This is a genomic window from Streptomyces sp. Je 1-4 4N24 (genome assembly GCF_026239515.1).
Classification (GTDB): domain Bacteria; phylum Actinomycetota; class Actinomycetes; order Streptomycetales; family Streptomycetaceae; genus Streptomyces; species Streptomyces nigrescens.
This window is the reverse complement of sequence record NZ_CP110836.1, coordinates 5832078-5855452: the sequence shown is the minus strand read 5'-3', so window position 1 is coordinate 5855452 and position 23375 is coordinate 5832078. Positions and strand designations below refer to the sequence as shown.

Sequence of the window (23375 nt, the reverse complement as noted above, 5' to 3'; positions counted from 1 at the left end):
TGAGTGCTACCGCAGAACGGAGTTCATCGTGCCACCGAGCATCGAAGAGCACACCGGCACACGGATCGCCCGATACCGCAAGCAGCGCGGCCTGCTGCAACAAGGACTGGCCCTGCGCGCCAATGTCTCCAAGTCCCTGCTGTCGAAAGTGGAATGCGGGCAGAAGCCGGCCTCCCCGGCCTTCGTCGCGGCTTGCGCCCGCGCGCTCAGCGTCTCCACCTCCGACCTTCTGGGACAGCCCTACGCCGACGAGTTGCGCCGGGACCGGATGGATGAGCTGATACAGCCCATTCGCGAAGGGATGGAGAACTGGGACGTACGCCTCGACTGGGAGACGGCTCCCCGTGCGGTCCCTCTCATCCGTGCCGACGTACAGCGCGCGCTTGTGCAACGCCGCCAGGCCGAATACACAGAAATGGCCCGCGCCCTGCCCGGCCTCATGGACGAATCCGTCCACACTGTTCACACCACCTCAGGTGAGGAACAGCGGCAGGCATACACATGCCTTGCCGGAATTTTCCAGTGCACGTTCACCCTGGCGTGGAAGCTCGGCTGCACCGACCTCGCCACCGTCGCACTGGACCGCCTTGCCTGGACCGCGCCACGCACCGACGAGCCGGGCTGGTCCGCCATGTATGCCGTCCTCCGCGCCCAGACCACACTTGCTTACGGCCGGTACGACGTCGGGATGCGGGTGGTGGACGGCGCGCTACGGGATCTTGAAGGTCAAGCCGCGCGCCGGCCGGCTGGCATCGAGGCCATGCGGGGGATGCTGCACCTTCGGGCTGCCGTGATCGCGGGCAGGGCCAAGGACCGGGACCACGCAGACGCCCGCCTCGCCGAAGCCCGCGCCCTCGCCGAGGAGACAGGTGAGTTGCCCGATTACGGGGTCACCTGGGGGCCCACGAATGTCGGTGTGCACGCGGTGGCCATCGCCTCGGAGCTGGACGAGTTCGGCCGCGCGGTGGAACTCGCGCAGGAGGTGCGCATCCCGCGTGGCTGGTCCCGTTCCCGGGCCGGTCACCACTGGATGGACCTCGCCAGGGCACACACCTGGGCAGGCCATCCGGCCGAGGCACTCGACTGCCTGCAACGCGCCCGAAGGGTCGCGCCACAGCAGACGCGATACCACCCCACGGCGCGAGAGACCGTGCTCGCCCTCAAACGACGCGAGCGGGCCCGGAGCGGATCGCTGGCGCAGTACGCGGAGTGGGTCGGCATCTAGCACGTCCGACAAGCGGGGAGTTGCACGATTCCGTGCAACTCCCCGCCTCCGGCTGTCGGCAGCCTGACGTGTAGTCAATCCCCCCGCGACCGCGCGAACGGCGGGGGACAAGGCCCACGCTGAATGGAGCGTCGACGTGCCGCACGGTATCGCCCGGACCTTCGCATCGCCGCTGCGCCGGTTACTTCCGCCACCAGGCCACCATCGGTCGACAAGGTGCGAGAGGACGGTGCCCGCATGACCAGCGGACCGCCGGAGGCGGCGCGGCTGCTCCCCTGGACGGGGACGGGCGGCAGCCGTGCTATCTCGTCGGGGACGGCACCGGCTTTCTCTCCCGTATCGCCGACGACACCGAGACCGCCCAGTTGGACATGGCGTCCGAACTCCTCGATCAGGCGACGCGCCTACTCGTCGACCGCGCCTGGACCTCCGGTGAAATTCACCTGCTGGCGCTTCAGTTGACCGAGTCGCTGCGTGAGGTGAAGCGGATCGCGGAGAGCCGGGGCGGGCGCCTGCCCTCGCCGGTCGGTGACGGCACCGATGATCCCGACGAGACCGACACGGACGAACACGGCACAGCCGGCATCGACGGGCCCCCGCCCCTCCACCGCCCGCCCCTCAGGCGCCCTTGAGTTCCTGCCGCTGCCGCCCCAGGCCGTCGATCTCCAGCTCCACGACGTCGCCGGACCGCAGATACGGCTTGGGCTCCGGGTGGCCCATGGCGACGCCGGCCGGGGTGCCGGTGTTGATGACGTCGCCCGGGTAGAGGGTCATGAACCGGCTTACGTAGCGGACCACTTCGGCCACCGGGAAGATCTGCTCGGCGGTGGTGCCGTCCTGCTTCAGCTCGCCGTTGACCCACAGCCGCAGGCCGAGGTTCTGCGGGTCGGGTACCTCGTCGGCGGTCACCAGCCAGGGGCCCAGCGGGTTGAACGTCTCGCAGTTCTTGCCCTTGTCCCACTGGCCGCCGCGCTCGATCTGGAAGGCGCGCTCGGAGACGTCATGCGCGACGGCATAGCCGACGACCGCCGCCAGCGCCTGTGCGTCGGTCTCCAGGTAGCGGGCCGTCCGGCCGATGACGACCGCCAGCTCCACCTCCCAGTCCGTCTTCACGCTGTCCCGCGGGACCAGCACGGTGTCGTCGGGGCCGACGACCGTGTCCGGGGCCTTCATGAAGAGGATCGGCTCCGCGGGGGTCGCGGCGCCCGTCTCCCGGGCGTGGTCGTGGTAGTTCAGCCCGATGCACACGATCTTGCCGATCCGGGCCACCGGCGGGCCGGTGCGCAGCCCGGCCGGATCGAGCCGCGGCAGCTCACCGGAGGCGGCGGCGCGGAGCTGCGCCAGTTTCGCCTCGTCGGCGAGGAGCGCTCCGTCGATGTCCGGCACCAGGCCCGACAGGTCCCGCAGGGCCCCGGTCCCGTCGAGCAGCGCCGGGCGTTCGGCCCCCACCGTTCCGACACGCAGCAGCTTCATCGGTTCAACTCCCGTGGTCGAAGGTCGGCCGGGAAGGCGTCTTCCCGGCCGGCCGATGGGGGACGGCCATCGAGCGATTTGGCTGATCGTCCAAGAAGGGGGTCCAGTCCGCAAGACCCCGTTCACGGACTGGACCGTTACTGAGGGGTAGTGGTGATCTCCTCGGAAGCCCCGCCGCCGGACGGCGCACCCGCCTCGCCGGCCGGGCGAGAGCCGTTCCGGGAGTCGGCCCTGCCGTGGGAGTTGGCAGGCGAGTTGGCCTCAGAGTTGGCCCTGGTGTGGGAGCCGGCCTGGGAGTTGGCCCTGGCGCGGGCCGCCCGCTGCCGGGCCGCGCGGCTCTTCGGCGTACGCCGGCCCGCCCGCTGCTGTGCCGGGCGCTGCCGCGGCATGCGCTCGCCGGACGCCCCGCCCGACGCTCCGCCCGACGCCCCGTCAGCCGCCGCGGCCGCTGGCGCCCCGGCCGGGGACGCCTGCTCCCCGGCGGACACGGCCTTCCCCTTGGCCGAGGCAGTCTTCCCCTTCGCCGCCGGGCCCCCCGCGATGCCCGTCTCCTGCGCGTCGCGCCCGCGGTCCCGGTGCAGCAGTGCCCGCTCGCACGCCGTCCAGGTCGTCGTCGTGACCATGTAGAGGCCGGCGGCCAGCGGCACCACGGCCACCGTGATCAGCGTGCCGAAGGACAGCAGCGGCATCACCTTGGCCATCGAGGCCATACCGGGCACTGCGGGGTTGCCCGCGGCCGGCTGCGGGGCCTTGGCCATCGTGGCCCGGGCGCGCCGGAAGTTCCAGGTGGCGACGGCCGCGATCAGCGCGAACAGCCCGAGGTAGACCAGCCCCTGCGGCCCGAGGACCCCGCCGTCGGCGAGCGCCTCGGTCCAGTGGCCGTCGAGCGGCGCACCCAGCAGCGTGTGGTCCAGCAGGCCGCCGCTCCCGGTCGAGAACAGGTGGTACATCACGAAGAAGACGGGCAGTTGCAGCAGGGTCGGCAGGCAGCCGGCGAGCGGCGAGGAGCCGGTCTTGGCATACAGGTCGGCCATCGCCTTCTGCAGCCGCTCGGGGTTGCCCTTGTGCTTGCGCTGGAGTTCGGCGAGCTGCGGGGCGAGCGCCGTACGAGCCTTCTCACCGCGGGCCGCGGCACGGGCGAGGGGGTGCAGCGCGGCGCGGACCCCCAGGGTGAACAGAACGATGGCGGCGGCCATGGCCGCGGAGCCGAAGAGCGGGGCGATCGCCTGGGCGCCGTGCGCCAGCGCCTCGCCGAGGAAGCCGAACATGGACATGGGTGAGCCCTCCACGGGTCTCGTCGTGCCGGGATGTGGATTCGGCGTGACGAGCCGCGCGGACGCGGAAAAGCGGTACGGGGACCGGACCGATGCGCCTACGCAGCCGTCGGGAGGGGACGGCCCGGCGCTCGGGGACGCGGGCGGCCGGCCGCGTCGGGATCACGTTGTGGCAGAAAGGCCGTACGCCGCTCGCGGTCGCGGATGGCCGTACGGATCCGGCCCGGTGGCATGGGCCGGGCGCAGGCCGCGATCAGGAAGGCGCGGCACAGGAGCAGCAGCGCGGTGGTGGTCGCGGCGGCGGTCAGGGCCGTGGTGAGACCGGTCTGCGTGAGCAGGAATCCGGCCAGGACGAAGAACAGCGCTGAGGTCCAACGGACGCCTGGGGGCACCGCCCGGACGGAGTCCGGGGGAGCGTCGGCGATGCGGTACATCCAGCGCCCTCCTCAGGTTGTCCGGTCGTCAAGACTTGTCGTCTTCCGCTCAAGAGTAGCCACACATCTGGGCAGCCGGGAGACCGGCCGGTAGCTTGCGCCCTCCCTGCCGTCGGGGACGGCAGGGAGCAGGGGGAATTCAAGGGGGAACACCTAGGAGGTGCTGTGCGCGACATCAGCGTTCCGGCCCTGGCGGCTCCGCTGCGGACCGGCGGCCTGGCCGACTCGGTCTTCGACACCGCCGCCCACCAGCCGGATTTCGCTCAGCTCGCCCGCCGCGACGACCGGACACCCGGCAGCTGGCGGGAGGTGTCGGCGGCGGAATTCCGCGACGAGGTCATGGCCCTGGCCAGGGGGCTGCTGGCGGACGGGATACGGCCCGGCATGCGGGTCGCGCTGATGTCCCGTACGCGCTACGAGTGGACCTTGTTCAGTTATGCGCTGTGGGCGATCGGCGGGCAGCTCGTCCCGGTCTATCCGACCGCCTCGGCCGAGCAGCTGCGCTGCATCCTCGCCGGGGCGAAGGTCACCGCGATCGTCGTGGAGAACGAGGCGCAGGCCATGACCGTGGCCGAGGCCTGCGACGAACGGGCCAGGCTGCGCCGGCTGTGGCAGCTGGACCTGGACTGCGTCCGGCGGCTGACGGAGGAGGGCACCCGGCTGACCGAGGCCGATGTGCACCGGCTGCGGCACGCGGTCACCCCGGACACCATCGCGGCGATCGTGTACACCTCGGGGACCACCGGACGCCCGCGCGGCTGTGTGATCACCCACGCCAATCTCGCCGCGGGGTGCGACACCCTCTACGCGGGCTGGGGCGGGCTGCTGGCCGCGCCCGGCGAACGCCCGTCGCTGCTGGCCTTCCTGCCGTTCGCGCACATCTACGGGCTGATGGTGCAGGTGGCGTGTCTGCGCGGCGGGGTGAAGCTCGCCCACCAGCCCGATGTGACCTCGGACGAACTGCTGCCGGCGCTCGCCTCGTTCCGTCCGACGTTCCTGTTCGCGGTGCCGCACGTCTTCGAGAAGATCTGCACCCGCGCCCGGCAGGCCGCGGAAGAGGCGGGCCGGCGGCGGACGTTCGACGCGGCGATGACGGTGGCGGTGCGCTACGCGGAGGCCCTCGCGGCGGAGGCGCAGGGCACCGGGCGCGGCCCCGACCCGTTCCTGCGGGCCCGGCACGCGCTCTACGACCGGCTGGTGTACTCCCGCATCCGGGAGCTGCTCGGCGGCCGGGTGCGGACCGCGGTCTCCGGTGGCTCACCGCTCTTCCGGGAGCTGGGGCTGCTCTTCGCCGGCGCCGGTATCACCGTCTATGACGGCTACGGCCTGACGGAGACCAGCGGCGCCATCACCGTACAGCCGCCCGGCCGGGTGCGGTTCGGGACGGTGGGCCTGCCGCTGCCGGGCAGCTCGGTGCATCTGGCGCTGGACGGCGAGGTGTGGGTGCGCGGCGCGGTGGTGTTCGCCGGCTATCTCGACGAGGACGACGACGCACCGGGCAGCGGGCTGTACGACGGCTGGCTGGCGACCGGCGACCTCGGGCATCTGGACGAGGACGGCTACCTCGTCATCACCGGCCGCAAGAAGGACATCATCATCACCAGCAACGGCAAGAGCGTGGCCCCGCAGGGGCTGGAGCAGCGGCTGTGCGCCCATCCGCTGATCTCGCAGTGTGTAGTGGTCGGCGACAACCGGCCGTATGTGACCGCGCTGATCACGCTGGACCCGGAGGCCCTGGACCACTGGCACAAGCTGCGGGAGGCGCCCGGCACGGACTCCGGCGCACCGACGCCGGAGGAGCAGCTGCAGGCGGAGGTACGGCGGGCGGTCGCGCGGGCGAACGCCTCGGTGTCCCGGGCCGAGTCGATCCGCGCGTTCCGGGTGCTGCCGGGCGAGTTCAGCCAGGAGTCCGGGCTGGTGACGCCGTCGCTGAAGCTGCGGCGGGCGGCGATCGTACGGCGGTACGCGGCCGAGATCGAGGCCCTGTACGCCCAGGGACAGCGTGAGGAGCCCGAAACCCGGCAGGACCGGCGCAGATGGGCGGCGGCGGGCCTGTACGCGCGCTGAGGGCGCAGGACAGACCACCTCTGGACGGGCTCGGCCGGGCATACGGCAGCCGGCGCACGTCACCCGTATCCGGCCGGGCCCGCCCGCGGCACCGTAGCAGTGCCGCGGCGGGCCCGGCCTTTATTTGTCCAGGGGTGAGGACCCACGACCGCAGGCCCGTCAGGGCACTTAGCGTCCGGTGGCATTCCAGTACGGACGATCCGGGAGGCCGTGTGCGGTCCATCCTCAGCAATTCCGCAACATCCGGGCGGACCATCGCCACCGGACTGGTGGTCGCCGCGCTCGTGGCCACGCTCGCGGCACTGCTGCTGCCCGTCCAGCTCTTCGGTGAGACCGCGTCGGCGGCCACGAACACCGTGACCTACGACGATGACGGCGGCGGCACGGTGAGCACCCGCTACGGTCCGCTGACCGCCATGGACCGGGACTTCGTACGGAAGGTCAGACTGGCCGGCCTGTGGGAACTGCCCGCGGGCCGCCAGGCGCAGGAACGCGGGCAGACCGCGGCGGTCCGTACCGCCGGCGCCACCCTCGTCGCCGGGCACACCGAACTGGACCGGCGGTCGATCGAGGCCGGGCGGGCACTGGGCATCTCGCTGCCCAACCAGCCCAACGCCGATCAGCAGGGCTGGCTGGCACAGATGAACGCCGCCCAGGGCGACGACTTCGTCCCGACGTTCGCGGAGCTGCTGCGACGGGCCCACGGCAAGGTCTTCGGCCTGATCGCCATGGTCCGCGATCAGACCAAGAACTCCATGGTGCGCGCCCTGGCGAACCGGGCCAATGACGTCGTCCTGCAGCACATCACGGTGCTGGAGAAGACCGGCGGCGTCGACTTCAACACCCTGCACAGCAGCTAGGTAACGGAGCCCTGGCATGCCACGGCGGCGCGGTCGCCGGCCGGGACGACGGCGGACCCCCTCGCCCACGGCGGGGGACGCACCCCGCCCTCCACCACCCGCGAACCGGAAGAAACGACACCCGCACCCAACCGACACCCCTCACATCGGACGAAGCGAAGTGATCTCATGAGGCAACGGCAACAAGCCCATAAACGCTCGCGTTTGACGAACAGAATGCTGATCGGCGCCACCGCCCTGCTGCTGGGCGGCGGCGGTCTGGCCGCCTACGCCACCACGGCACTGGCCGGCAACAACACTCCGGACGCGGCGGCCGGCCACTCCCAGCACACCGCGAGCGCCTTCACGCTCTCCTGCCCCGATGTGGGCGAACGGCTGCGCCAGGTACCCCGCAGCGCCAAGCTCCCGGTCTCCAAGGGGCTGTCGGCGCTCGACAAGCAGGTGCACGACGCCTACCACAAGATGACGGGCGGCAGCGGGGGCAGCGGCGACAGCGTCCTCAACGGGCTGAAGACGAAGCGGCAGACGACCATCAAGATGATGGTCTCCGCGATCGCCAAGGACGCCAAACGGCCCAGCTACCTGCTCAAGATGAGCGGCTGCACCATGAAGCCCGTCAACGAGGGCGCGGGCGAGGGCGGCAACGACTCCACGAAGTCCGTGCAGGACGGGTGGTACCAGGGTCAGACGCAGAACCAGACCCAGGGAGCGACCGAGGGCCAGGACCCCGGTCAGGTACAGGGCCAGGACGCCGGTCAGGTGCAGGGCCAGGACCCGGGCCAGGACCAGAACGGCGGGCAGCAGCAGGGCCAGGCCGGCGGCCCCTCCCCCGACGACTTCGTCGACATCAACAACGTCCAGCCGAACGCGGACGCCCCGCCGTTCGCCGCCCCCCAGGGAGACAACGCCTCGACCGGCACCTTCACCACCGAGTGCGGCCGCAATGAGGACGGCCACTTCAACTCCGACAACGTCATCGTGACGCCGGGCGTCAGCAACGGCGCCCACCACACCCACGACTACGTCGGCAACAAGGCCACCGACGCCTTCTCCGACGACAACAAGCTCGCCGCCTCCGACACCACCTGCAACAACGGCGACCAGTCCACCCACTACTGGCCGGTGCTGCGCAAGCTGGACGGCAACGCGGAGCAGAAGCCGGGCGCCGCGCAGGACGCCAACATCGGCACGACGCTGACCCCGGCGACGGTCACCCTGACCTTCCGGGGCAGCCAGTCGGGCGAGGTGCGGGAGATGCCGCGCTTCCTGAAGATCATCACCGGCGACGCCAAGGCGTTCACCAACGGCACGAAGAACGCCAACGCCTCCTGGAGCTGCACCGGCTTCGAGGACCGGCAGCTGAAGGACAAGTACCCGCTGTGCCCGCAGGGCTCGCAGGTCGTACGGACCTTCGCGTTCCAGAACTGCTGGAACGGCCAGGACATCGACAGCGGCAACCACCGCGACCACATGGCGTTCTCCGACCAGAACGGCAACTGCCCGCAGGGCTTCCAGGCGGTCCCGCAGCTCGTCCAGCGGATCACCTACGACGTCCCGCAGGGCAACAGCTTCGCGGTGGACAGCTTCCCCGAACAGCTGCACAAACCGGTGACCGACCACGGTGACTTCATCAACGTGATGCCGGAGAACCTGATGCGCGAGGCGGTCGACTGCATCAACAACGGCCAGGAATGCAACTGACGGACCAGTGGCCCTGAGGCCTACGGGCCGCAGGGCCCTTACCGCAGGGCACTTGACCGCAGGCCACTTGACCGCAGGGCACTTGACCGCAGGCCCCTTAGGGGATACGTCCCCTAAGGGGCCTGTGGGCCCCCTGGACCCGACAACGCAGTGGCCCCGACCCGGATTCCCGGGGCGGGGCCACTGTTCTGCGCCGAGGGGCTGTCGTGGTGCCGGCGGTACGCCGTCGGACCGGCCGGCCGTCAGCTCAAGGGGCGCGGTGGTTCATCCGTCGGCACTTCAAAGACCGTTGACGCGGGCCTCACGGGCCATGCCAAGGGGACGTATGGAGGACGCGACGGCACGGGCGCGGCGGCCGGCCCGCGCGCGGTAGCTGCGGACGTGTGCCATCAGACGCCGGCTGCGCAGCGCCATCTCCAGCTCGAAGCGGGTACGCGGGTCACGCAGCACCGGACCGAAGAGCTTCTCGATCTGGCGCAAGCGGTACCGGACCGTCTGCGGGTGCACATGCAAGAGTTTGGCCGCCTCGGGGGCACCTCCTCCTTCCAGCCACGCCAGCAGCGTGACTTCGAGCCGTTCGCTCTGCCGGGGCGTCAGCTCCTCCAGCGGGCCGAGCCAGCGGGAGGTCAGGGCGTCCGCCAGCGACTCGTCCTGGAGCAGCAGCAGCGCCGAGAGATGGTCGTCGACGAACGCGGGCCGCGACTCCGGGCCGACCCGGCTCGGGGCCAGCGTGAGCAGATACCGCGCCCAACGCAGCGAGGACGCGGTGTCGGTGGCCGGCACCACGTGCCCGACCGCCGCCGGCCGGCCCTTGAGCGCCGCCTCCAGGCGGGCCCGGGTCTGGGTGGCCGGGTCGGGGACGAACAGACAGGTGTAGCCCTCGACATTGCCGATGAGGGCATGGCCCAGTGCCGCGGCGAGCTGGGGTGCCTCGGCGGGGGTGGCGAGAACGACGGCCTGGAGGGTGTCGGGCACCGGCCAGCCCGCTGCGCGGGCCAGTTCGTGCAACCCCTCCTCGGGTACCTCTCGTTGGCCGGCGAGCACGTCGAACAGGTCCTGGCGGGCCCGGGCCACCGGCATCGGTGTGACAACTGAGGGCACCGCCGGAGGTTTACTTTCCGACTCTTTTTGGTACCCCAGAACTGTCAGCAAGGCCTGTTCAAGCGCCCAATGTGCGTCTTCTACGGGAGTATCCCCGAGAAGTGCGGACAATGCGGGAAATCCGCGTTGCAACTCCGCGACCAACTTCTCGGCGAGATCCGGGAGTTCATTTCTCACTACCCGGTTCCACTCGCCGCGGGGACGCGACCAGATGCGGTTCAGGAGATCACACATCGCTACCTCGATCCTGGCGGGGATGCGGCTGGTACAGGGGATTGGCGCCCCCCCGTGCGCCTGAGTCGGCATCATCCGGAGTCCCCCCGCGCGACCGCGATGCCAGTGCAGGAATTTGTCACAGCGCGATAAACCTTACGAAAGCCTGAACACGTTCGGAGATGCTTTTGCACATCCGGATTACGGCCCTGCGTATCCACCCGGTTACAGAATGTTTAGTGTTACCGGGGGTCACCCGAACAAAAGCCCCGGGCAAATACCGCCCCCGGGAGATTTCATAGAAATTCGCATCCCGCACCCGTGCCCTGACACCGGGAGGTCCGATGTCCGCACCGCGTTTGCAGAGCCGCCGCGCCGCACACCGTGCCCGGCCCTCGCCCACTCCACCCCGCCCCCGGCGCCCTCCCAACGAACCCGGCCCGCCGGACCGGCGGGCTCCCGGCGGCGGCTTCGCCGGAACTGCCGTGCTCCGCCCGGCGCTTCCCGCGGCCCTGCTGCTCTTCATCGCCGTCACCCTGCACTCGGGTGCGGCGGAAACCCTCATGCGCTTCCTGGACTTCGGCGCCGGGGTCCTCGCGCTGGTCTCGCTGTCGGTCACCGTGCTGTGGGGCCTGGCCGCCACCGACCGGATGGTGCTGCACTCCGGCCACCGGCTGCTCGCCCAGGCCGTGCACCGCGGCACCGCGGTCGCCGGCCTCGGCTTCCTCGGCCTGCACATCTGGGTGAAGATCGCCGAGGGCCACACCGGCGCCACGGCCGCCGCGGTGCCCTTCACCGACGGCGCCCGGCCGGTCCTCATCGGCCTCGGCACCCTCGCCGCCTACACGTTCATCGCCGTCGCGGTGACCGGCGCGGTGCGCGGCGCCTTCACCGGCCTGTCCGGTGCCCGCTGGTGGCGGGCACTGCACATGTGCGCCTACCTCGCCTGGGGCCTCGCCCTGGTGCACGGCCTCAAGTCCGGCCGTGCGGCGGCCGGCTGGGCCGTCGCCGGATATGCCATCTGCCTCACGGCGGTGGCCGTACGACTCGCCCTGCGGCTGCGCGACGCACGCAGGAACACAGGAGAACTCCCATGACCGCCCCCGCCCCCACCCAACTGCTGCCGGTTTTCGCCGAGGCCGAGCCCGTACCGACGCTGGCGTCCTTCGGACCGCCGCGTCTGCTGGCCGGCCTCGACGAGATACCCCGCATGGACCGGGTGGCCCATCTGTCCCGGCACGGCAGTCTCCCCCAGCTCACCCCTCAGGAGCTGGTGGCGCTGGCCGAGGACATCGATCTGCGCGGCCGCGGCGGCGCGGGCTTCCCCTTCGCCCGCAAGCTGACCGCCGTCATCGACGGGATGAAGCGCGCGGACGGCAAGGGCGCGGTGGTCGTCAACGGCAGCGAGGGTGAGCCCAGTTGCCTCAAGGACACCGCGATGCTGCTGCACGCCCCGCATCTGGTGCTCGACGGCGCGCTGCTGGCCGCCGACGCGCTCGGCGCGCAGGAGGTCGCCCTCGGGGTGACCCGCACGGACGTCCTGACCTCCGTGCAGCGCGCCATCGACGAACGTGGCCCGGTCCGGCCGGCTTTACGGGTCACCCTGCTCACCGAACGCTTCGTCACCGGCGAGGGATCCGCCATGACGAACGGACTGGGCGGCGGGCCCGGACTGCCCTCGGGCCGCAAGATCCGCTCCAGCGAGCGCGGACTCCACGGTGTGCCGACCCTGCTGTCGAACACCGAGACCTACGCCCAGCTCGCCGTGGCGGCCCGCCTCGGCGCGCTCGGCTACCGCACCGCGGGCCTGCCCACCGAGCCCGGCACGCTGCTGCTGACGGTCGCCGGCAGCCGGGTGGTGGAGGTCCCCTACGGCGTCTCGCTGGCCCGGGTCCTGGCGCTGTGCGGCATGGACCAGGGGCAGGGCGTGCTGATCGGCGGCTACCACGGCACCTTTGTGTCCCCCGCGGACGCGCTGACCGCGAACCTGTCGAAGGAGTCGCTGGCCGAGTACAACGCGGTGCTCGGCGCCGGGGCGGTGCTGCCGATCCCGTACGACACCTGTCCCGCGGGCGAGACGGTACGCGTCGCCCAGTGGATGGCCGCCGAGTCGGCCGGCCAGTGCGGCCCCTGTGTGCTGGGCCTGCCCGCGCTCGCCGACCAGCTCGACCGCGCCGTACGGGGCGGCGGGGAGAGCGCCCTGGAAGCCGTGCAGACCCGGATGCGGGCCGTGGAGAAGCGCGGCGCCTGCAGCCACCCGGACGGCACCTCACGCTTCGTCGCCTCGGCCCTGCGGTCCTTCCCCGAGGAGTTCGAACGGCATGCGAAGGGCTTCGGATGCGGCCGCCCGGTGACCGGTGCCCTGCCGGTCACGGGGAACCCGCCGCTGGCGGTCACCGCCCCCGCCCCCGCCCCGGCGCGGGTGTCCGCGCCGCCGCAGGAACGGCTGCTGGTCGACTGGACGCTGTGCCGCGGCCACGGCCTGTGCGCCGATGTCGTGCCCGGCGTCGTGAAGCTCGGCGCGGACGGCTATCCGCAGTCCGCCAGCATGCCGCTGCCGGCCCGGATGCGGCGCCGCGCCCAGCTCGCGGTGCGCCGCTGCCCGGCGCTGGCCATGCGGGTGCAGGGCGGCAACTGACGTGCCGCACAGGCCTTTTGCGCCCGGGGAAAATTCTTCGGCGCCGTTGAACGCCCGGCCCCCCGTAGCGCGTATTCCCCGGGCGACGGCACCCCGCCGCCGCCGTCGCCCGGACGGGAACTGAACGGGCGGCCGGACGAGCAACACAGTCACCACCTCAGCAAGCGACGGAACCACCCACCGGCAGAGGAGACATCATGATCAATCGACGTCGTGCGGCATTCGCGGCCGCGGCGGTCGCCACCCTGGCGCTGACCACCGCCTGCGGCAGCAACGGCACCCAGAGCGCCGGCACCACCACCACCGACAACGTCCAGCCCGCCGGCCAGGGCACCAGCGACTACGGCTCCTCCGGCGGCATCGGCGCGGACGGCTACGGCCAGGCGGGCGGCGCCAACGGCAGCGGCAAGGCCCCGAAGGCCGCGCCCAGCGCCGGGAAGCTGGCACTCCACCAGGACGCCAAGCTCGGCACGGTCGTCGCCGACTCCAAGGGCATGACCCTCTACCGCTTCGACAAGGACACCCCGGACCCCGCCAAGTCCAACTGCAACGGGTCCTGCGCCACCACCTGGCCGCCGGTCCCCGCCGACGGCGCCACCGCCCCGGCCGGCATCGACGAGAGCAAGCTGGGCTCGGTCACCCGCGCCGACGGCGTCAAGCAGCTCACCATCGCCGGCTGGCCCGCCTACCGCTACATCAAGGACACCAAGGCCGGTGACACCAAGGGCCAGGGCGTCGGCGGCACCTGGAACGCGCTCGCCCCCGACGGCAAGAAGGCCGGCGCCCAGGAGCCCAGCGACGTCTCGGTGTTCAACCACCCCGACCTCGGCGGCATCCTCGTCGACGGCAAGGGCCGCACCCTCTACCGCTTCAACAAGGACAGCGCCTGGCCGATGAAGTTCGGCTGCAACGACGCCTGCCTGGACACCTGGAAGCCCGCCAAGCCCGCCGACCGCTCCAAGCTCAAGGGCATCGCCCCCAAGCTCATCTCCACCGTCACCCGCCCCGACGGCACCCGCCAGCTGGCCGTCGACTGCTGGCCGGTCTACTGGTTCACCGGTGACGAGCAGCCCGGTGACATCAACGGCCAGGGCAAGATGGGCCTGTGGTTCGCGGTCTCCAAGGAGGGCAAGAAGATCACGACGACGCCCGAGGGCTGACCCGCCCGTCCTGCGACGGCACACCGTCCCGCGGGAACTCGTCGTCCAGCGCCAGCACCTCGGCGTCCGGCCTCTCGTCCGTGGCGCGCGGCCCCAGCCAGGTGACCACCAGCGCCACCGCCACATTCACGGCGAGCCCGACGATCCCCGCGTTCATCCCCCACACCGGGTCGTGTCCCCCGAACACCAGGACACACACCAGCGTGAAGCCCGCCACCAGGCCGCTCACCGCGGCGTGCAGTGTCAGCCGCCGCCACACCAGCCCCAGCAGCAGCATCGGCACGAGCTGCGCCATGCCCTCGTACGAAATCAGGGACAGCCGGACGAGGGTGTCGGGGGCGGTGTAGGTCAGCAGCAGTGCCAGCGCCCCGGCCGCCACCACGACCAGCTGCGACCACAGCTTCTGACGCGCGCCCGTCGCCCCTCCCCCGCCGTCCCCGGAAGCCGCCCCGGCCGCCCCCTTGTTGAGACGAGGGATCGCGCCCAGCACGCTCCTCCCCCACATCGTGCCGATGACCAGCATGAACACGGCCATCGGCACGATGGAGGAGAGGGCGGCGGCCACCCCGACAAGCCCCACGGCCCAGGCCGGAAGGGAGTCCACCACCATCGTGAACAGCGCGAGGTTGGAGTCCGCGCCGGCCAGGCCGGGCACCACGAACAGCGCCGCCATACCCAGCAGCATCGGCACGAACAGCAGCACGTTGTAGAAGGGGAGGTAGAGGGCGTTGCTGCGCAGCGCCTCGGCGTTGCGGGCACCGAGATAGCCGGCCACGGTCGTCGGGAAGATCACCACGGTCAGGGAGTTGACGAGGGTGGTGGTGATGAACCAGACCTGGCCCAGTCCGCCCGAGGCGTGCCCGGGGAAGGTCAGCCACTGCGGCTTCTCGGCGACGATCCGGTCCAGGAAGGGCCCGTAGCCGTCGAAGTAGTGCAGCGGCACATAGATGGCGAGGAAGCCGAGGGTGCCGATGACGAGGAGGTCCTTGAGCACCGAGACCCAGGCGCTGCCGCGCAGCCCGCTGATCACCACGAAGCCGGTGGTGACGGCGAAGCCGAGGAAATAGGCCCAGTTGATGCTGATGGCGCCGTAGGAGATGGTGGAGACGACCACGCCCATGCCGGTGATCTGCAGCTGGATGTACGGCAGCAGACAGACCGTGGCGAGGAGGGCGACGGCGGCCCCGAGCCAGGGCGCGCGGTAGCGGTGCGCGATCATGTCGGTGATCCCGACCAGGCCGTGCCGGCGGGCGTAGGCCCACAGCATCGGCCCGACGACGTACCCCAGCGCATAGCCGCAGGACATGTAGGCCAGCACATAGAGCACCGGGGCACCGAAGTTGTAGCCCCAGCCGGCCGCACCGAGGTAGCTGAAGCTCGTATAGCTCTCGCCGGCCATCAGCACCCAGATGAAGACCGTGCCCATGCTCCGGCCGCCCACCGACCACCCGGTGAGCCCTCCTCCCTCCCCCTTTCCCCGCACCGCGAGCAGGCCGAGGACGACGGTGAGGACCATGAAGCCGCCGAAGATGCCGGTCGAGACCGCGGCGTTCATATCCGCCCCCGGGCACGGTCACCGCGCCGGGCCAGCCACACCGCGAGCGGGGTGGCCAGTGTCGCCAGCAGCATCCAGAAGAACAGGAACGGCAGACCGAGCACGGTCGGGGTGACCCGGTTCACCAGCGGCAGCACCACCAGGAACAGCACATACGGCAGCAGCAGCCACAGCAGCGCGGGACGCCTTCTCGAACCCGGGGGCGGGCCGCCGGAGGTCTGGTTTCGCTTTCGCACGAGCCGAGAGCCTAGGGGACACCGGCCCGCGGTCACCGGGACTGTGTCGACCGCAACACGGCCCAGACCACCAGCCGGTAGGTGGAGGTGTACTCCGGCGTACAGGTCGTCAGGGTCAGATAGGCGCCCGGCGCGGTGAAGTGGTAGGCGGGGTGCACGCTGCTGTACGGGACCGCGGCGAGGACCGTGCCGTCGCCGGGGGTGGTCCGCGGCAGGGTGCGCCGCACGGCATAGGTGTAGCGGGCCTCGGCGGTGTCGATGAGGACGGTGTCGCCCGGACGCAGCCGGTCGAGACGGCGGAACGGCTCACCGTGGGTGTTGCGGTGCCCGGCCAGCGCGGCATTGCCGGCCCGGCCGGGCTGCGCGCTGTGCGGATAGTGGCCGACATAGCCCCTGTTGAGGACCGCGGCCTTGGCGACGCCCTGGGCGACGGGGGCGGTGAGGCCGATCCGGGGGATGCGCAGGACGGCGTACGCCAGATCCTCGGGGGGTGCCGTCGTCCGGTTCCCGGTGCGGTGGGCGGGCGGACCGGACGGCGCGGCGCCCGGTGCGGTGCGCGCGCCCGGACCGTCGTCCCCGGGCACGGGGGCCGGGCCGGGTGCCGGCGGCCGGGCGTCCCACTGCCGCTCCAGCCGGCCCACCTGGTCCCGTGCCGCGTGCTGCGCCTGACGGTTGGTCCACCACAGCTGGTGGACGACGAGCAGCAGCAGGACGGCGCCGAGCGTCACCGCCAGCTCCGCCGCCGTCCACAGCGCCCGCGCGGCACGGGAGCGACGGGTGCGCCGCCCCTGTACGACTACCGGTATCCGCTCCCGCACGCGGGCACGGTAAGCCCTGCGGGCACAGGTCACCAGAGGCGCGCACGGTCCGGCCGGCGAACGGAGTCAGCCGCCGAAGGCCTGCGAGACGGAGTAGATGCACAGCCCGGCCAGCGCGCCGACGACGGTGCCGTTGATGCGGATGAACTGCAGGTCCCGGCCGATGTGCGCCTCGATCTTCTTCGAGGTGTGCTCGGCGTCCCATCCGGCGACGGTGTCGGTGATCAGGGAGGTGATCTCGCTCTGATAGGTCGTCACCACATAGACGGCCGCACCCTCCAGCCAGTTGTCCACCTTGCCCTGCAGCCGCTCCTCGCCGGCCAGCCGGCGGCCCAGGGACAGCAGCGCCGCCCGTACCCGCAGCCGCAGTTCGCTGCGCTCGTCCTCGGCGGCGGCGACGATCATCGCGCGGACCGAGCCCCAGGCCGAGGCGATCAGATCCTGCACCTCGCCGCGGCCCAGCACCTCGGACTTCAGCCGCTCGACCTTGTCCCGGGTCCCCGGGTCGGACTGCAGATCCTCCGCGAAGTCCCGCAGGAAGCGGTCGATCGCCCCGCGCGCCGGATGCTCGGGCATGTCCCGCATCTCGGTGACGAAGCGCAGCAGTTCCTTGTAGACCCGGTCACCCACCTTGCGGTCGACGAACCGCGGGGTCCACCCCGGTGCGCCGCCGGAGACCGCGGTCATGACGGAGTCGCCGTGCTCGACCAGCCAGTCGTGGGCGCGGGCGACGACCAGGTCCACCGCCCGCCGGTGGCCGCCCTCCGCGACGATCTTCTCCAGCATGGTGCCGACACCGGGCGCGATCTCCTGGGCGTCCGCCCGGCGGGTGATCGCCTCACCGACCACCGCCTGCACATCGGAGTCGCGCAGCACGGTCAGCGCGCCGCGCAGCGCGGTGGACAGCTCCTCGGTGACCCGGTCGGCGTTCCTGGGTTCGGCGAGCCAGCCGCCGAGCCGCCGGCCGATACCGACGGAGCGCAGCCGGCGCCGGACGACCTCGGCGGAGAGGAAGTTCTCCCCGACGAAGTCACCCAGACTCTGACCCAGTTGGTCCTTTTTGGTGGGAATGATCGCCGTGTGCGGAATGGGCAGCCCCATCGGCCGCTTGAACAGTGCGGTGACCGCGAACCAGTCGGCCAGCGCACCGACCATCCCGGCCTCAGCGGCCGCCGCGACAAACCCGGTCCAGCCACCCGCCCCGGCCGATCCGGCCCATTTCGCCAGTACGTAGACCACGGCGACGGCCAGCAGCATGCCCGTGGCCAGCGTCTTCATCCGGCGCACTCCACGCCGGCGCTCCTCGTCGGCGATGCCGAAGACGAAACCGCCGCCGGGCGCCGTGCCCGCCACCGGCGCCCGCTCCGCCCGGGGCGCCGCATCCGCTCCTGTGCGTTCCATCCGCTCCACCGCTCCCACCGTGCCCCCGCCGTCCGTACGCCCTATCCTGCTCCGCACGACGGCCACGTTCCGACCGTCATCCCACTGTGACCTACTCCTGGAACGAACCACGAGTTCCCCGCGTCCATGCCGTGGAGGCATCGAGCGGGGCGCCGGGCGGCTCCCCCGCGGTCCGTGGGATCATGAGGGACCGATCGGACCGCAACGGTGCCGCTGATCATCCGCTGCCCTTGCCCGCCCGGAGCGTGCTGCTCCGCTTTACCCAGGAGACCTCTCCCGCATGAAGAAAAGTGTGGGTTACTCCCTGCTCGCTGGTCTGGCGGCAGTGGTGGTGCTGATCTCGACCGCGATATTCGTCGGCTTCGGCGGCGAGAGCGGCGGTCCGGGCAGTTCCTCGCACAAGCCGCGCGACCCCGCGGCCCCCGCGGTCTCCGGGCAGTGGGTCGGCACCTGGTCGGCGGCCGCGGCGGCGGCCGAGCCCGGCACCCTGAACGGCTACGCGGGCATGTCGATACGCAATGTCGTGCACACCAGCGTCGGCGGCTCCGGTGTCCGCATCCAGCTCTCCAACCTCTACGGCACCCGTCCGCTGGTGGTCAGCCACGCCTCGCTGGCGCTGGCCGCTGCCCCCAGCAACCCCACCGCCGCGACCGGCACCATGCGGCGGCTGGCGTTCGGCGGCAAGCCCGCGGTGACCATCCCGGCGGGCGGCGCGGTCTCCAGCGACCCGACCCGGCTGAAGGTGCCCGGCGACGCGGACCTGCTGGTCACCACGTACTCGCCCTCCCCCTCGGGCCCCGCCACCTACCACCCGTACGCCCGGCAGACCTCCTACCTGGCGCGCGGCGACCGTGCCGAGGACGCCACCGGCGCCGCCTACACCGAGCAGAGCCCGTACTGGCGGTATCTGACCGGCGTGGACGTGTGGAGCACCGAGGCCCGCGGCGCGGTCGTCGCGATCGGCGACTCGATCACCGACGGCATCACCTCCACCCCCGGCGCCAACCACCGCTGGACGGACTTCCTCGCGGCGCGGCTGCGCAACGAGCCCGGCGCGCCCCGCTACGGCGTCCTCAACCAGGGCATCAGCGGCAACCGGCTGCTGGTCAACGGCAGCCGCTTCTCGCCGAACAACGGGCCCAGTGTGCTGTCCCGCCTGGAGCGCGACGCGCTGTCCCGAACCGGTGTGAAGGCCGTGATCGTCGAGATCGGACTGAACGACCTCTTCAAGTCCCCACGGCAGCTGGACCCGCAGAAGATCGTCGCGGGGATGCGGGAGATCGTCCGGGAGGCGCACGCCCGCGGTCTGCGCGTCACCGGCAGCACCCTTACGCCGTTCGGGGGGCACCGCGGTTACTCCACGCTGCTGAATTCGGTCCGCGAACAGGTCAACCGCATCATCCGCTCCGGCACCGTCTACGACGAGGTCGTGGACTTCGACAAGGCGCTGCGCGACCCGGCCGCGCCGGTGCGGCTGCGCCCCGCCTACGACTCCGGCGACCACCTCCACCCGAGCGACGAGGGCTTCCGCGCCATGGCGAACGCCGTGAACCTCGCCCACCTCAAGCAGGCGGCCCCCGCCGCGCTGTAACACCAACGGAGCAGGCGCGCCGCCTCGGGTACAGGCCCTAGTCCAGCTCCTTGCGCCCGTCGTCCTTGAGGCGGCGCCGCTCCTCCTTCAGGCGGCGCCGCTCGGCCCTGGGCAGCTTGCGTTCGACGCTGACGCCGCCCATCAGCGCCAGGCCCCTGACGACCACACGGGGCGCGCCGGGCTCGCCCGGTGTCCCGTCCTCCCGCGCGTCGAAGCCGCCCATGATGCCGAGCCCGCGCACATCGACCTCGACGCCCGGCGGCACCACGATGTTCACCCCGCCCATGAGCACCCAGCAGTCGATGACGACCTCGGGCCCGGCGAATTGCGCCTCGCGCAGATCGATCTGGCCACCGCCCATGAGGCAGGCCGCCGTGAAGCGCCGCCCGATCGTCCAGCGGCCCTTGCGCTGGAAGCCCCCCATGAAGGAGAGGCCGACCGCGGACCCTTCCGTGCCGCTGACGATCCGCTCCGCCCACCGGGTCGGCGCACCGCTCTCCTTGCGCAGCGACAGCGGTGCCGGCCCGCCCGCCGCGGCCACCGGCAGATCGGCGGTGAGCGGCTCCAACTCCCCGTAGGTGCGGGCCTTGTACGTCGCGTCGAGCCGCTCGTCGAACTCCTCCATCGCCAGCCGTCCCTCCGCGAGGGCGTCCCGCAGGATCTCGGCGACCCGCTCACGGTCGGTGTCGGAAGCGCGCAATTCCGGGAGGTCTTCAGTCATACGGACACATTAGAGGGCGTCACCCGCCCTGCCCCCGTTCCCCGCGACATCCCGCCACGTCCCGCCGCCCGCGTACAGCTCGGCGATCAGGGTCTCGATGTCCGGCTCCCGCACCGACAGATCCACCAGCGGATAGCGCTCGGCGACCGCCGCGACCAGCGGCGCCGCGCTCTGCGACGCCGGGAACGCCAGCCACTGCCGGGGCCCGTCCACCCGGACCGTACGGGCGCCCGGTACGCCCTCGATGGGGGGCAGTTCCCGCGCCAGGTCCACCACCAGTGTCCGCTCGCCGTCGCCGGCCGCCCGCAGCCCGTCGAGGCCGCCGTCGTAGACCAGACGACCGTGGTCGATGACCATCACCCGGCGGCACAACTGCTCGATGTCGGTCAGGTCATGGGTGGTCAGCAGGACCGTGGTGCCCCGTTCGGCGTTCACCTCGCGCAGGAACTCGCGCACCTTCGCCTTGCTGATCACATCGAGGCCGATGGTCGGCTCGTCCAGATACAGCACTTCGGGGTCGTGCAGCAGCGCCGCCGCGATATCGCCGCGCATCCGCTGCCCCAGCGACAACTGCCGTACGGGCACGGTCAGCAGCGGGCCCAGGTCCAGCAGTTCGACACAGCGCTCCAGGTTGGCGCGGTGGACGGAGTCCGGGATCCGGTACATCCGCCGCACCAGCTCGTAGGAGTCCTTCAGCGGCAGGTCCCACCACAGCGTGGTGCGCTGCCCGAAGACCACCCCGATCCGGCGGGCGAGCCGGGTCCGCTCCCGCGCCGGGTCGATGCCGGCGACCCGCAGCCGGCCGCCGCTGGGGACGAGGATGCCCGTCAGCATCTTGATGGTGGTGGACTTCCCGGCGCCGTTCGGCCCGATGTAGCCGACCATCTCGCCGCGCGGCACCCGGAAGGAGATGCCGTCGACGGCCCGGACCTCCTGCCGCACCCGCCGCAGCCGGCCCGCCCTGCGCCGTACCGGGAAGACCTTCTCGACACCGTCGGCCTCGATCAGCTGCTCCGCAGCGCCGTCACCGCTCACCACACCCACTCCTCCGTCGTCCCGTCCGCGGCCCATGAGGCGCCCTCAGCTGCCGGTGCTGCGGTACCCCCGCAGCCCCAGCCGCCACGCCAGCCCGGCCCCCGTACACATCAGCGCCGCCACCACCGGCCCCAGGAAGTCCACCCAGCCCGGCAGCCCCAGCGGGTCGGGGCGGCCCAGCAGCCGCAGCGCGGGCAGCCAGTTCACAAAGGCCAGCGGAACGAGGTAGGTGACCCCGCGCACCAGTTCCTTGGCGAACACCGTCGGCGGGTACTGCAGCAGCGCATTGCCGCCGTAGGTGAAGGAGTTCTGCACCTGGGCCGCGTCCTGCGCCCAGAACTGGAAGGCGGCCCCGGCGGTGAAGACCGCCGCGAAGATGGCCGTGCCGCACACCGCCATCAGCGGCACCATCAGCACCCGGCCCACCGTCCAGTCCACCTCGATACGGGGCAGCGCCCAGCCGAGCACCAGCAGCGCCTGGGTGACCCGGCCCACCCGGCGCAGCGCGAAACGGTCCGCCGCGATCTGCGCGAAGACCGGTACGGGGCGCAGCAGCAGCGTGTCGAGGGTGCCGTCCCTGATCCGCCGGCCCAGCCCCTCGATGCTGCCCAGCAGCAGATCCGCCAGGCCCAGCGCGATCCCGGACGTCCCGTACAGGAAGGCCACTTCGGGCAGTGTGAAGCCACCGAGGGCCTCGATCTGCGAGAACATCAGCATGATCGCGACGAAGTCCAGGCCGTTGGCCGCGAAGCTGCCGACCGTCATCATCACGAACGAGGTCCGGTAGGCGAGGGTGGAGCGCACCCACATCCGCACGATCAGCCCGTACGCGGACAGCCCCTGCGCCACCGCCGCCGCCCGGCCATACCCGGCCCGCTCCGGCGCCTGCCCGCTAGCCACCGTGCACCACCACCTTGCGGGTCGCCGCCGACTGCACCAGCCGGCCCAGCGCCAGCAGTGCCACCGCCCACCCCGCCTGGAACAGCAGCCCCCGCACCAGCGCGTCGCCGCTCCGGACACCCATCAGCACATCGGCCGGCACCTGCAGGACCGCCGCCCACGGCAGCAGCTGGACCACCTCCCCGAAGCCGCCGGGGAAGACCCGCAGCGGCAGCACCATCCCCGTGAAGAACATGCAGGCCAGCCCGCTGATCATGGCCAGCCCCGAGCCGTCGAGGAGCCAGAACGACGCCAGCGCGACGAGATACCGCAGCGCGAAGCTCACCAGCACCCCCAGCAGCACCGACAGCACAAAGCAGCCCCAGGTCGGCACGTCGCCGGGCAGCGCCAGCGGGAAGGCCAGGGCGCCCACCGCCATCGGCGCCACCCCGCGGCCGATCAGCTGCACCCCGGCCCGCCCCAGATCCTCGGCCAGCCACCACAGCTGGAGATCCGCGGGCCGGTAGAGGTCCACCGCGATATCGCCGGTACGGATCCGCTCCTGCAGCTCGTCCAGCCCGCCGCCGCCCATCAGCGCCGCGGTGGCCAGCAGCGCCTGCCCGGTCCATACGAAGGTCAGCGCCTGCGCCTGGTCGTAGCCGCCCAGATGCGGCCGCTCGTCCCACAGCGCGATATACGTGTAGGCGATGATGAAGCCGAAGACGGTATTGGTGAACACCCCCGCCGCGGTGGCGATCCGATAGGTGGCGTACCGCCGGAAGCTGCCGGCCGCCACCGCCGCGTACACCACGCCGCCCTCCCCCAGCCCCGTTCCCGTCGGACGCGCAAAGCACCGGAGCCTAAGCCGCGGGCACGGCGGGCACCATCGAATTATCACCGCTTCGGGTGAGCCGTGGGCGCCATTCAGCCGGTCAGGTGGCGGACCCCGGTGCGCGCCACCCCCGCTGACCGGGACGCATGATGCGAGAGTTT

Annotated in this window: 21 protein-coding genes; 9 read left to right on the top strand and 12 right to left on the bottom strand. The window is 71.7% G+C overall.

Going from position 1 to position 23375, the window contains the following annotated elements:
- The first annotated feature begins 28 nt into the window (after window positions 1-28).
- Window positions 29-1225 carry a helix-turn-helix domain-containing protein gene (locus tag SLV14N_RS25645; RefSeq protein WP_263271231.1) on the top strand — a complete coding sequence of 399 codons (1197 nt, stop codon included), beginning with the start codon at window positions 29-31 and terminating at the stop codon, window positions 1223-1225.
- 371 nt (window positions 1226-1596) lie between these two features.
- Window positions 1597-1857 (top strand): hypothetical protein, encoded by a 261-nt coding sequence (locus SLV14N_RS25640; protein ID WP_317633720.1) that lies wholly within the window; start codon window positions 1597-1599, stop codon window positions 1855-1857.
- Here SLV14N_RS25640 and SLV14N_RS25635 read toward each other — a convergent pair.
- The 3 genes from SLV14N_RS25635 to SLV14N_RS25625 form a co-directional block, all read right to left on the bottom strand.
- A complete protein-coding gene (locus SLV14N_RS25635) occupies window positions 1844-2698 on the bottom strand; it encodes a fumarylacetoacetate hydrolase family protein (RefSeq protein WP_263271229.1) in 855 nt (284 codons plus the stop codon). The genes SLV14N_RS25640 and SLV14N_RS25635 overlap by 14 nt on opposite strands.
- A gap of 137 nt (window positions 2699-2835) precedes the next feature.
- The gene (locus tag SLV14N_RS38840) at window positions 2836-3972 is read right to left on the bottom strand and encodes a YidC/Oxa1 family membrane protein insertase (protein ID WP_263271228.1); all 1137 of its coding nucleotides are present in this window, start codon (window positions 3970-3972) and stop codon (window positions 2836-2838) included.
- 98 nt (window positions 3973-4070) lie between these two features.
- Window positions 4071-4406 (bottom strand): DUF6412 domain-containing protein, encoded by a 336-nt coding sequence (locus tag SLV14N_RS25625; RefSeq protein WP_208683959.1) that lies wholly within the window; start codon window positions 4404-4406, stop codon window positions 4071-4073.
- A 165-nt stretch (window positions 4407-4571) separates the two neighbouring features.
- Here SLV14N_RS25625 and SLV14N_RS25620 point away from each other — a divergent pair, with 165 nt between their 5' ends.
- The 3 genes from SLV14N_RS25620 (at window position 4572) to SLV14N_RS25610 (ending at window position 9034) form a co-directional block, all read left to right on the top strand.
- Window positions 4572-6473: a long-chain fatty acid--CoA ligase gene (locus SLV14N_RS25620; RefSeq protein ID WP_263271225.1), complete on the top strand. Its 1902-nt coding sequence runs from the start codon at window positions 4572-4574 to the stop codon at window positions 6471-6473.
- 212 nt (window positions 6474-6685) lie between these two features.
- Window positions 6686-7333, top strand: coding sequence for a DUF4142 domain-containing protein (locus SLV14N_RS25615; protein WP_208683955.1), 648 nt, complete (start codon window positions 6686-6688; stop codon window positions 7331-7333).
- A gap of 216 nt (window positions 7334-7549) precedes the next feature.
- On the top strand, window positions 7550-9034 hold the full coding sequence (locus SLV14N_RS25610; protein ID WP_208688091.1) for a DUF1996 domain-containing protein: 1485 nt from the start codon (window positions 7550-7552) through the stop codon (window positions 9032-9034).
- 279 nt (window positions 9035-9313) lie between these two features.
- On the opposite strand, the gene SLV14N_RS25605 is transcribed toward SLV14N_RS25610, so the two are convergent.
- On the bottom strand, window positions 9314-10135 hold the full coding sequence (locus tag SLV14N_RS25605) for a CdaR family transcriptional regulator (protein ID WP_229838178.1): 822 nt from the start codon (window positions 10133-10135) through the stop codon (window positions 9314-9316).
- A 698-nt stretch (window positions 10136-10833) separates the two neighbouring features.
- Here SLV14N_RS25605 and SLV14N_RS25600 point away from each other — a divergent pair.
- The 3 genes from SLV14N_RS25600 (at window position 10834) to SLV14N_RS25590 (ending at window position 14146) form a co-directional block, all read left to right on the top strand.
- On the top strand, window positions 10834-11445 hold the full coding sequence (locus SLV14N_RS25600) for a hypothetical protein (protein ID WP_208683953.1): 612 nt from the start codon (window positions 10834-10836) through the stop codon (window positions 11443-11445).
- Window positions 11442-12986 (top strand): NADH-quinone oxidoreductase subunit NuoF family protein, encoded by a 1545-nt coding sequence (locus SLV14N_RS25595; protein WP_208683951.1) that lies wholly within the window; start codon window positions 11442-11444, stop codon window positions 12984-12986. The genes SLV14N_RS25600 and SLV14N_RS25595 overlap by 4 nt, the downstream gene beginning before the upstream one ends.
- A 197-nt stretch (window positions 12987-13183) precedes the next feature.
- Window positions 13184-14146 carry an SCO0930 family lipoprotein gene (locus SLV14N_RS25590; RefSeq protein WP_208683948.1) on the top strand — a complete coding sequence of 321 codons (963 nt, stop codon included), beginning with the start codon at window positions 13184-13186 and terminating at the stop codon, window positions 14144-14146.
- Here the strand turns inward: SLV14N_RS25590 and SLV14N_RS25585 are convergent.
- The 4 genes from SLV14N_RS25585 to SLV14N_RS25570 form a co-directional block, all read right to left on the bottom strand.
- Window positions 14124-15701 carry a sodium:solute symporter gene (locus SLV14N_RS25585; protein ID WP_263271219.1) on the bottom strand — a complete coding sequence of 526 codons (1578 nt, stop codon included), beginning with the start codon at window positions 15699-15701 and terminating at the stop codon, window positions 14124-14126. The genes SLV14N_RS25590 and SLV14N_RS25585 overlap by 23 nt on opposite strands.
- The gene (locus SLV14N_RS25580; protein WP_208683944.1) at window positions 15698-15937 is read right to left on the bottom strand and encodes a DUF3311 domain-containing protein; all 240 of its coding nucleotides are present in this window, start codon (window positions 15935-15937) and stop codon (window positions 15698-15700) included. Before SLV14N_RS25580 ends, SLV14N_RS25585 begins: the two co-directional genes overlap by 4 nt.
- Window positions 15938-15969: 32 nt before the next feature.
- Entirely contained in the window at window positions 15970-16689 is a 720-nt protein-coding gene (locus SLV14N_RS25575; protein ID WP_272578548.1) for a class E sortase, read from the bottom strand.
- Window positions 16690-16821: 132 nt separating this feature from the next.
- The gene (locus SLV14N_RS25570; protein ID WP_263273266.1) at window positions 16822-18156 is read right to left on the bottom strand and encodes a DUF445 domain-containing protein; all 1335 of its coding nucleotides are present in this window, start codon (window positions 18154-18156) and stop codon (window positions 16822-16824) included.
- Between the two features lie 280 nt (window positions 18157-18436).
- Between SLV14N_RS25570 and SLV14N_RS25565 the strand changes: the two genes are divergently transcribed.
- Window positions 18437-19747: an SGNH/GDSL hydrolase family protein gene (locus tag SLV14N_RS25565; protein WP_263271215.1), complete on the top strand. Its 1311-nt coding sequence runs from the start codon at window positions 18437-18439 to the stop codon at window positions 19745-19747.
- Between the two features lie 37 nt (window positions 19748-19784).
- Here the strand turns inward: SLV14N_RS25565 and SLV14N_RS25560 are convergent, their stop codons facing one another.
- The 4 genes from SLV14N_RS25560 to SLV14N_RS25545 form a co-directional block, all read right to left on the bottom strand.
- The gene (locus tag SLV14N_RS25560) at window positions 19785-20468 is read right to left on the bottom strand and encodes a DUF1707 domain-containing protein (protein WP_208683940.1); all 684 of its coding nucleotides are present in this window, start codon (window positions 20466-20468) and stop codon (window positions 19785-19787) included.
- A gap of 9 nt (window positions 20469-20477) precedes the next feature.
- Window positions 20478-21506, bottom strand: coding sequence for an ATP-binding cassette domain-containing protein (locus SLV14N_RS25555; RefSeq protein ID WP_208683938.1), 1029 nt, complete (start codon window positions 21504-21506; stop codon window positions 20478-20480).
- 42 nt (window positions 21507-21548) lie between these two features.
- Window positions 21549-22313 carry an ABC transporter permease gene (locus SLV14N_RS25550; protein WP_259670787.1) on the bottom strand — a complete coding sequence of 255 codons (765 nt, stop codon included), beginning with the start codon at window positions 22311-22313 and terminating at the stop codon, window positions 21549-21551.
- An 82-nt stretch (window positions 22314-22395) separates the two neighbouring features.
- The gene (locus SLV14N_RS25545) at window positions 22396-23193 is read right to left on the bottom strand and encodes an ABC-2 family transporter protein (RefSeq protein WP_208683936.1); all 798 of its coding nucleotides are present in this window, start codon (window positions 23191-23193) and stop codon (window positions 22396-22398) included.
- Between the last annotated feature and the right edge of the window lie 182 nt (window positions 23194-23375).

Coding starts and splice junctions, on each gene's coding strand:
- SLV14N_RS25640 (WP_317633720.1), top strand. CDS start 1,597: ATGGCGTCCGAACTCCTCGATCAGGCGACGCGCCTACTCGTCGACCGC.
- SLV14N_RS25560 (WP_208683940.1), bottom strand. CDS start 20,468: ATGACTGAAGACCTCCCGGAATTGCGCGCTTCCGACACCGACCGTGAG.
- SLV14N_RS25595 (WP_208683951.1), top strand. CDS start 11,442: ATGACCGCCCCCGCCCCCACCCAACTGCTGCCGGTTTTCGCCGAGGCC.
- SLV14N_RS25635 (WP_263271229.1), bottom strand. CDS start 2,698: ATGAAGCTGCTGCGTGTCGGAACGGTGGGGGCCGAACGCCCGGCGCTG.
- SLV14N_RS25625 (WP_208683959.1), bottom strand. CDS start 4,406: ATGTACCGCATCGCCGACGCTCCCCCGGACTCCGTCCGGGCGGTGCCC.
- SLV14N_RS25610 (WP_208688091.1), top strand. CDS start 7,550: ATGCTGATCGGCGCCACCGCCCTGCTGCTGGGCGGCGGCGGTCTGGCC.
- SLV14N_RS38840 (WP_263271228.1), bottom strand. CDS start 3,972: ATGTCCATGTTCGGCTTCCTCGGCGAGGCGCTGGCGCACGGCGCCCAG.
- SLV14N_RS25590 (WP_208683948.1), top strand. CDS start 13,184: ATGATCAATCGACGTCGTGCGGCATTCGCGGCCGCGGCGGTCGCCACC.
- SLV14N_RS25570 (WP_263273266.1), bottom strand. CDS start 18,156: ATGGAACGCACAGGAGCGGATGCGGCGCCCCGGGCGGAGCGGGCGCCG.
- SLV14N_RS25565 (WP_263271215.1), top strand. CDS start 18,437: ATGAAGAAAAGTGTGGGTTACTCCCTGCTCGCTGGTCTGGCGGCAGTG.
- SLV14N_RS25550 (WP_259670787.1), bottom strand. CDS start 22,313: ATGTGGGTGCGCTCCACCCTCGCCTACCGGACCTCGTTCGTGATGATG.
- SLV14N_RS25585 (WP_263271219.1), bottom strand. CDS start 15,701: ATGAACGCCGCGGTCTCGACCGGCATCTTCGGCGGCTTCATGGTCCTC.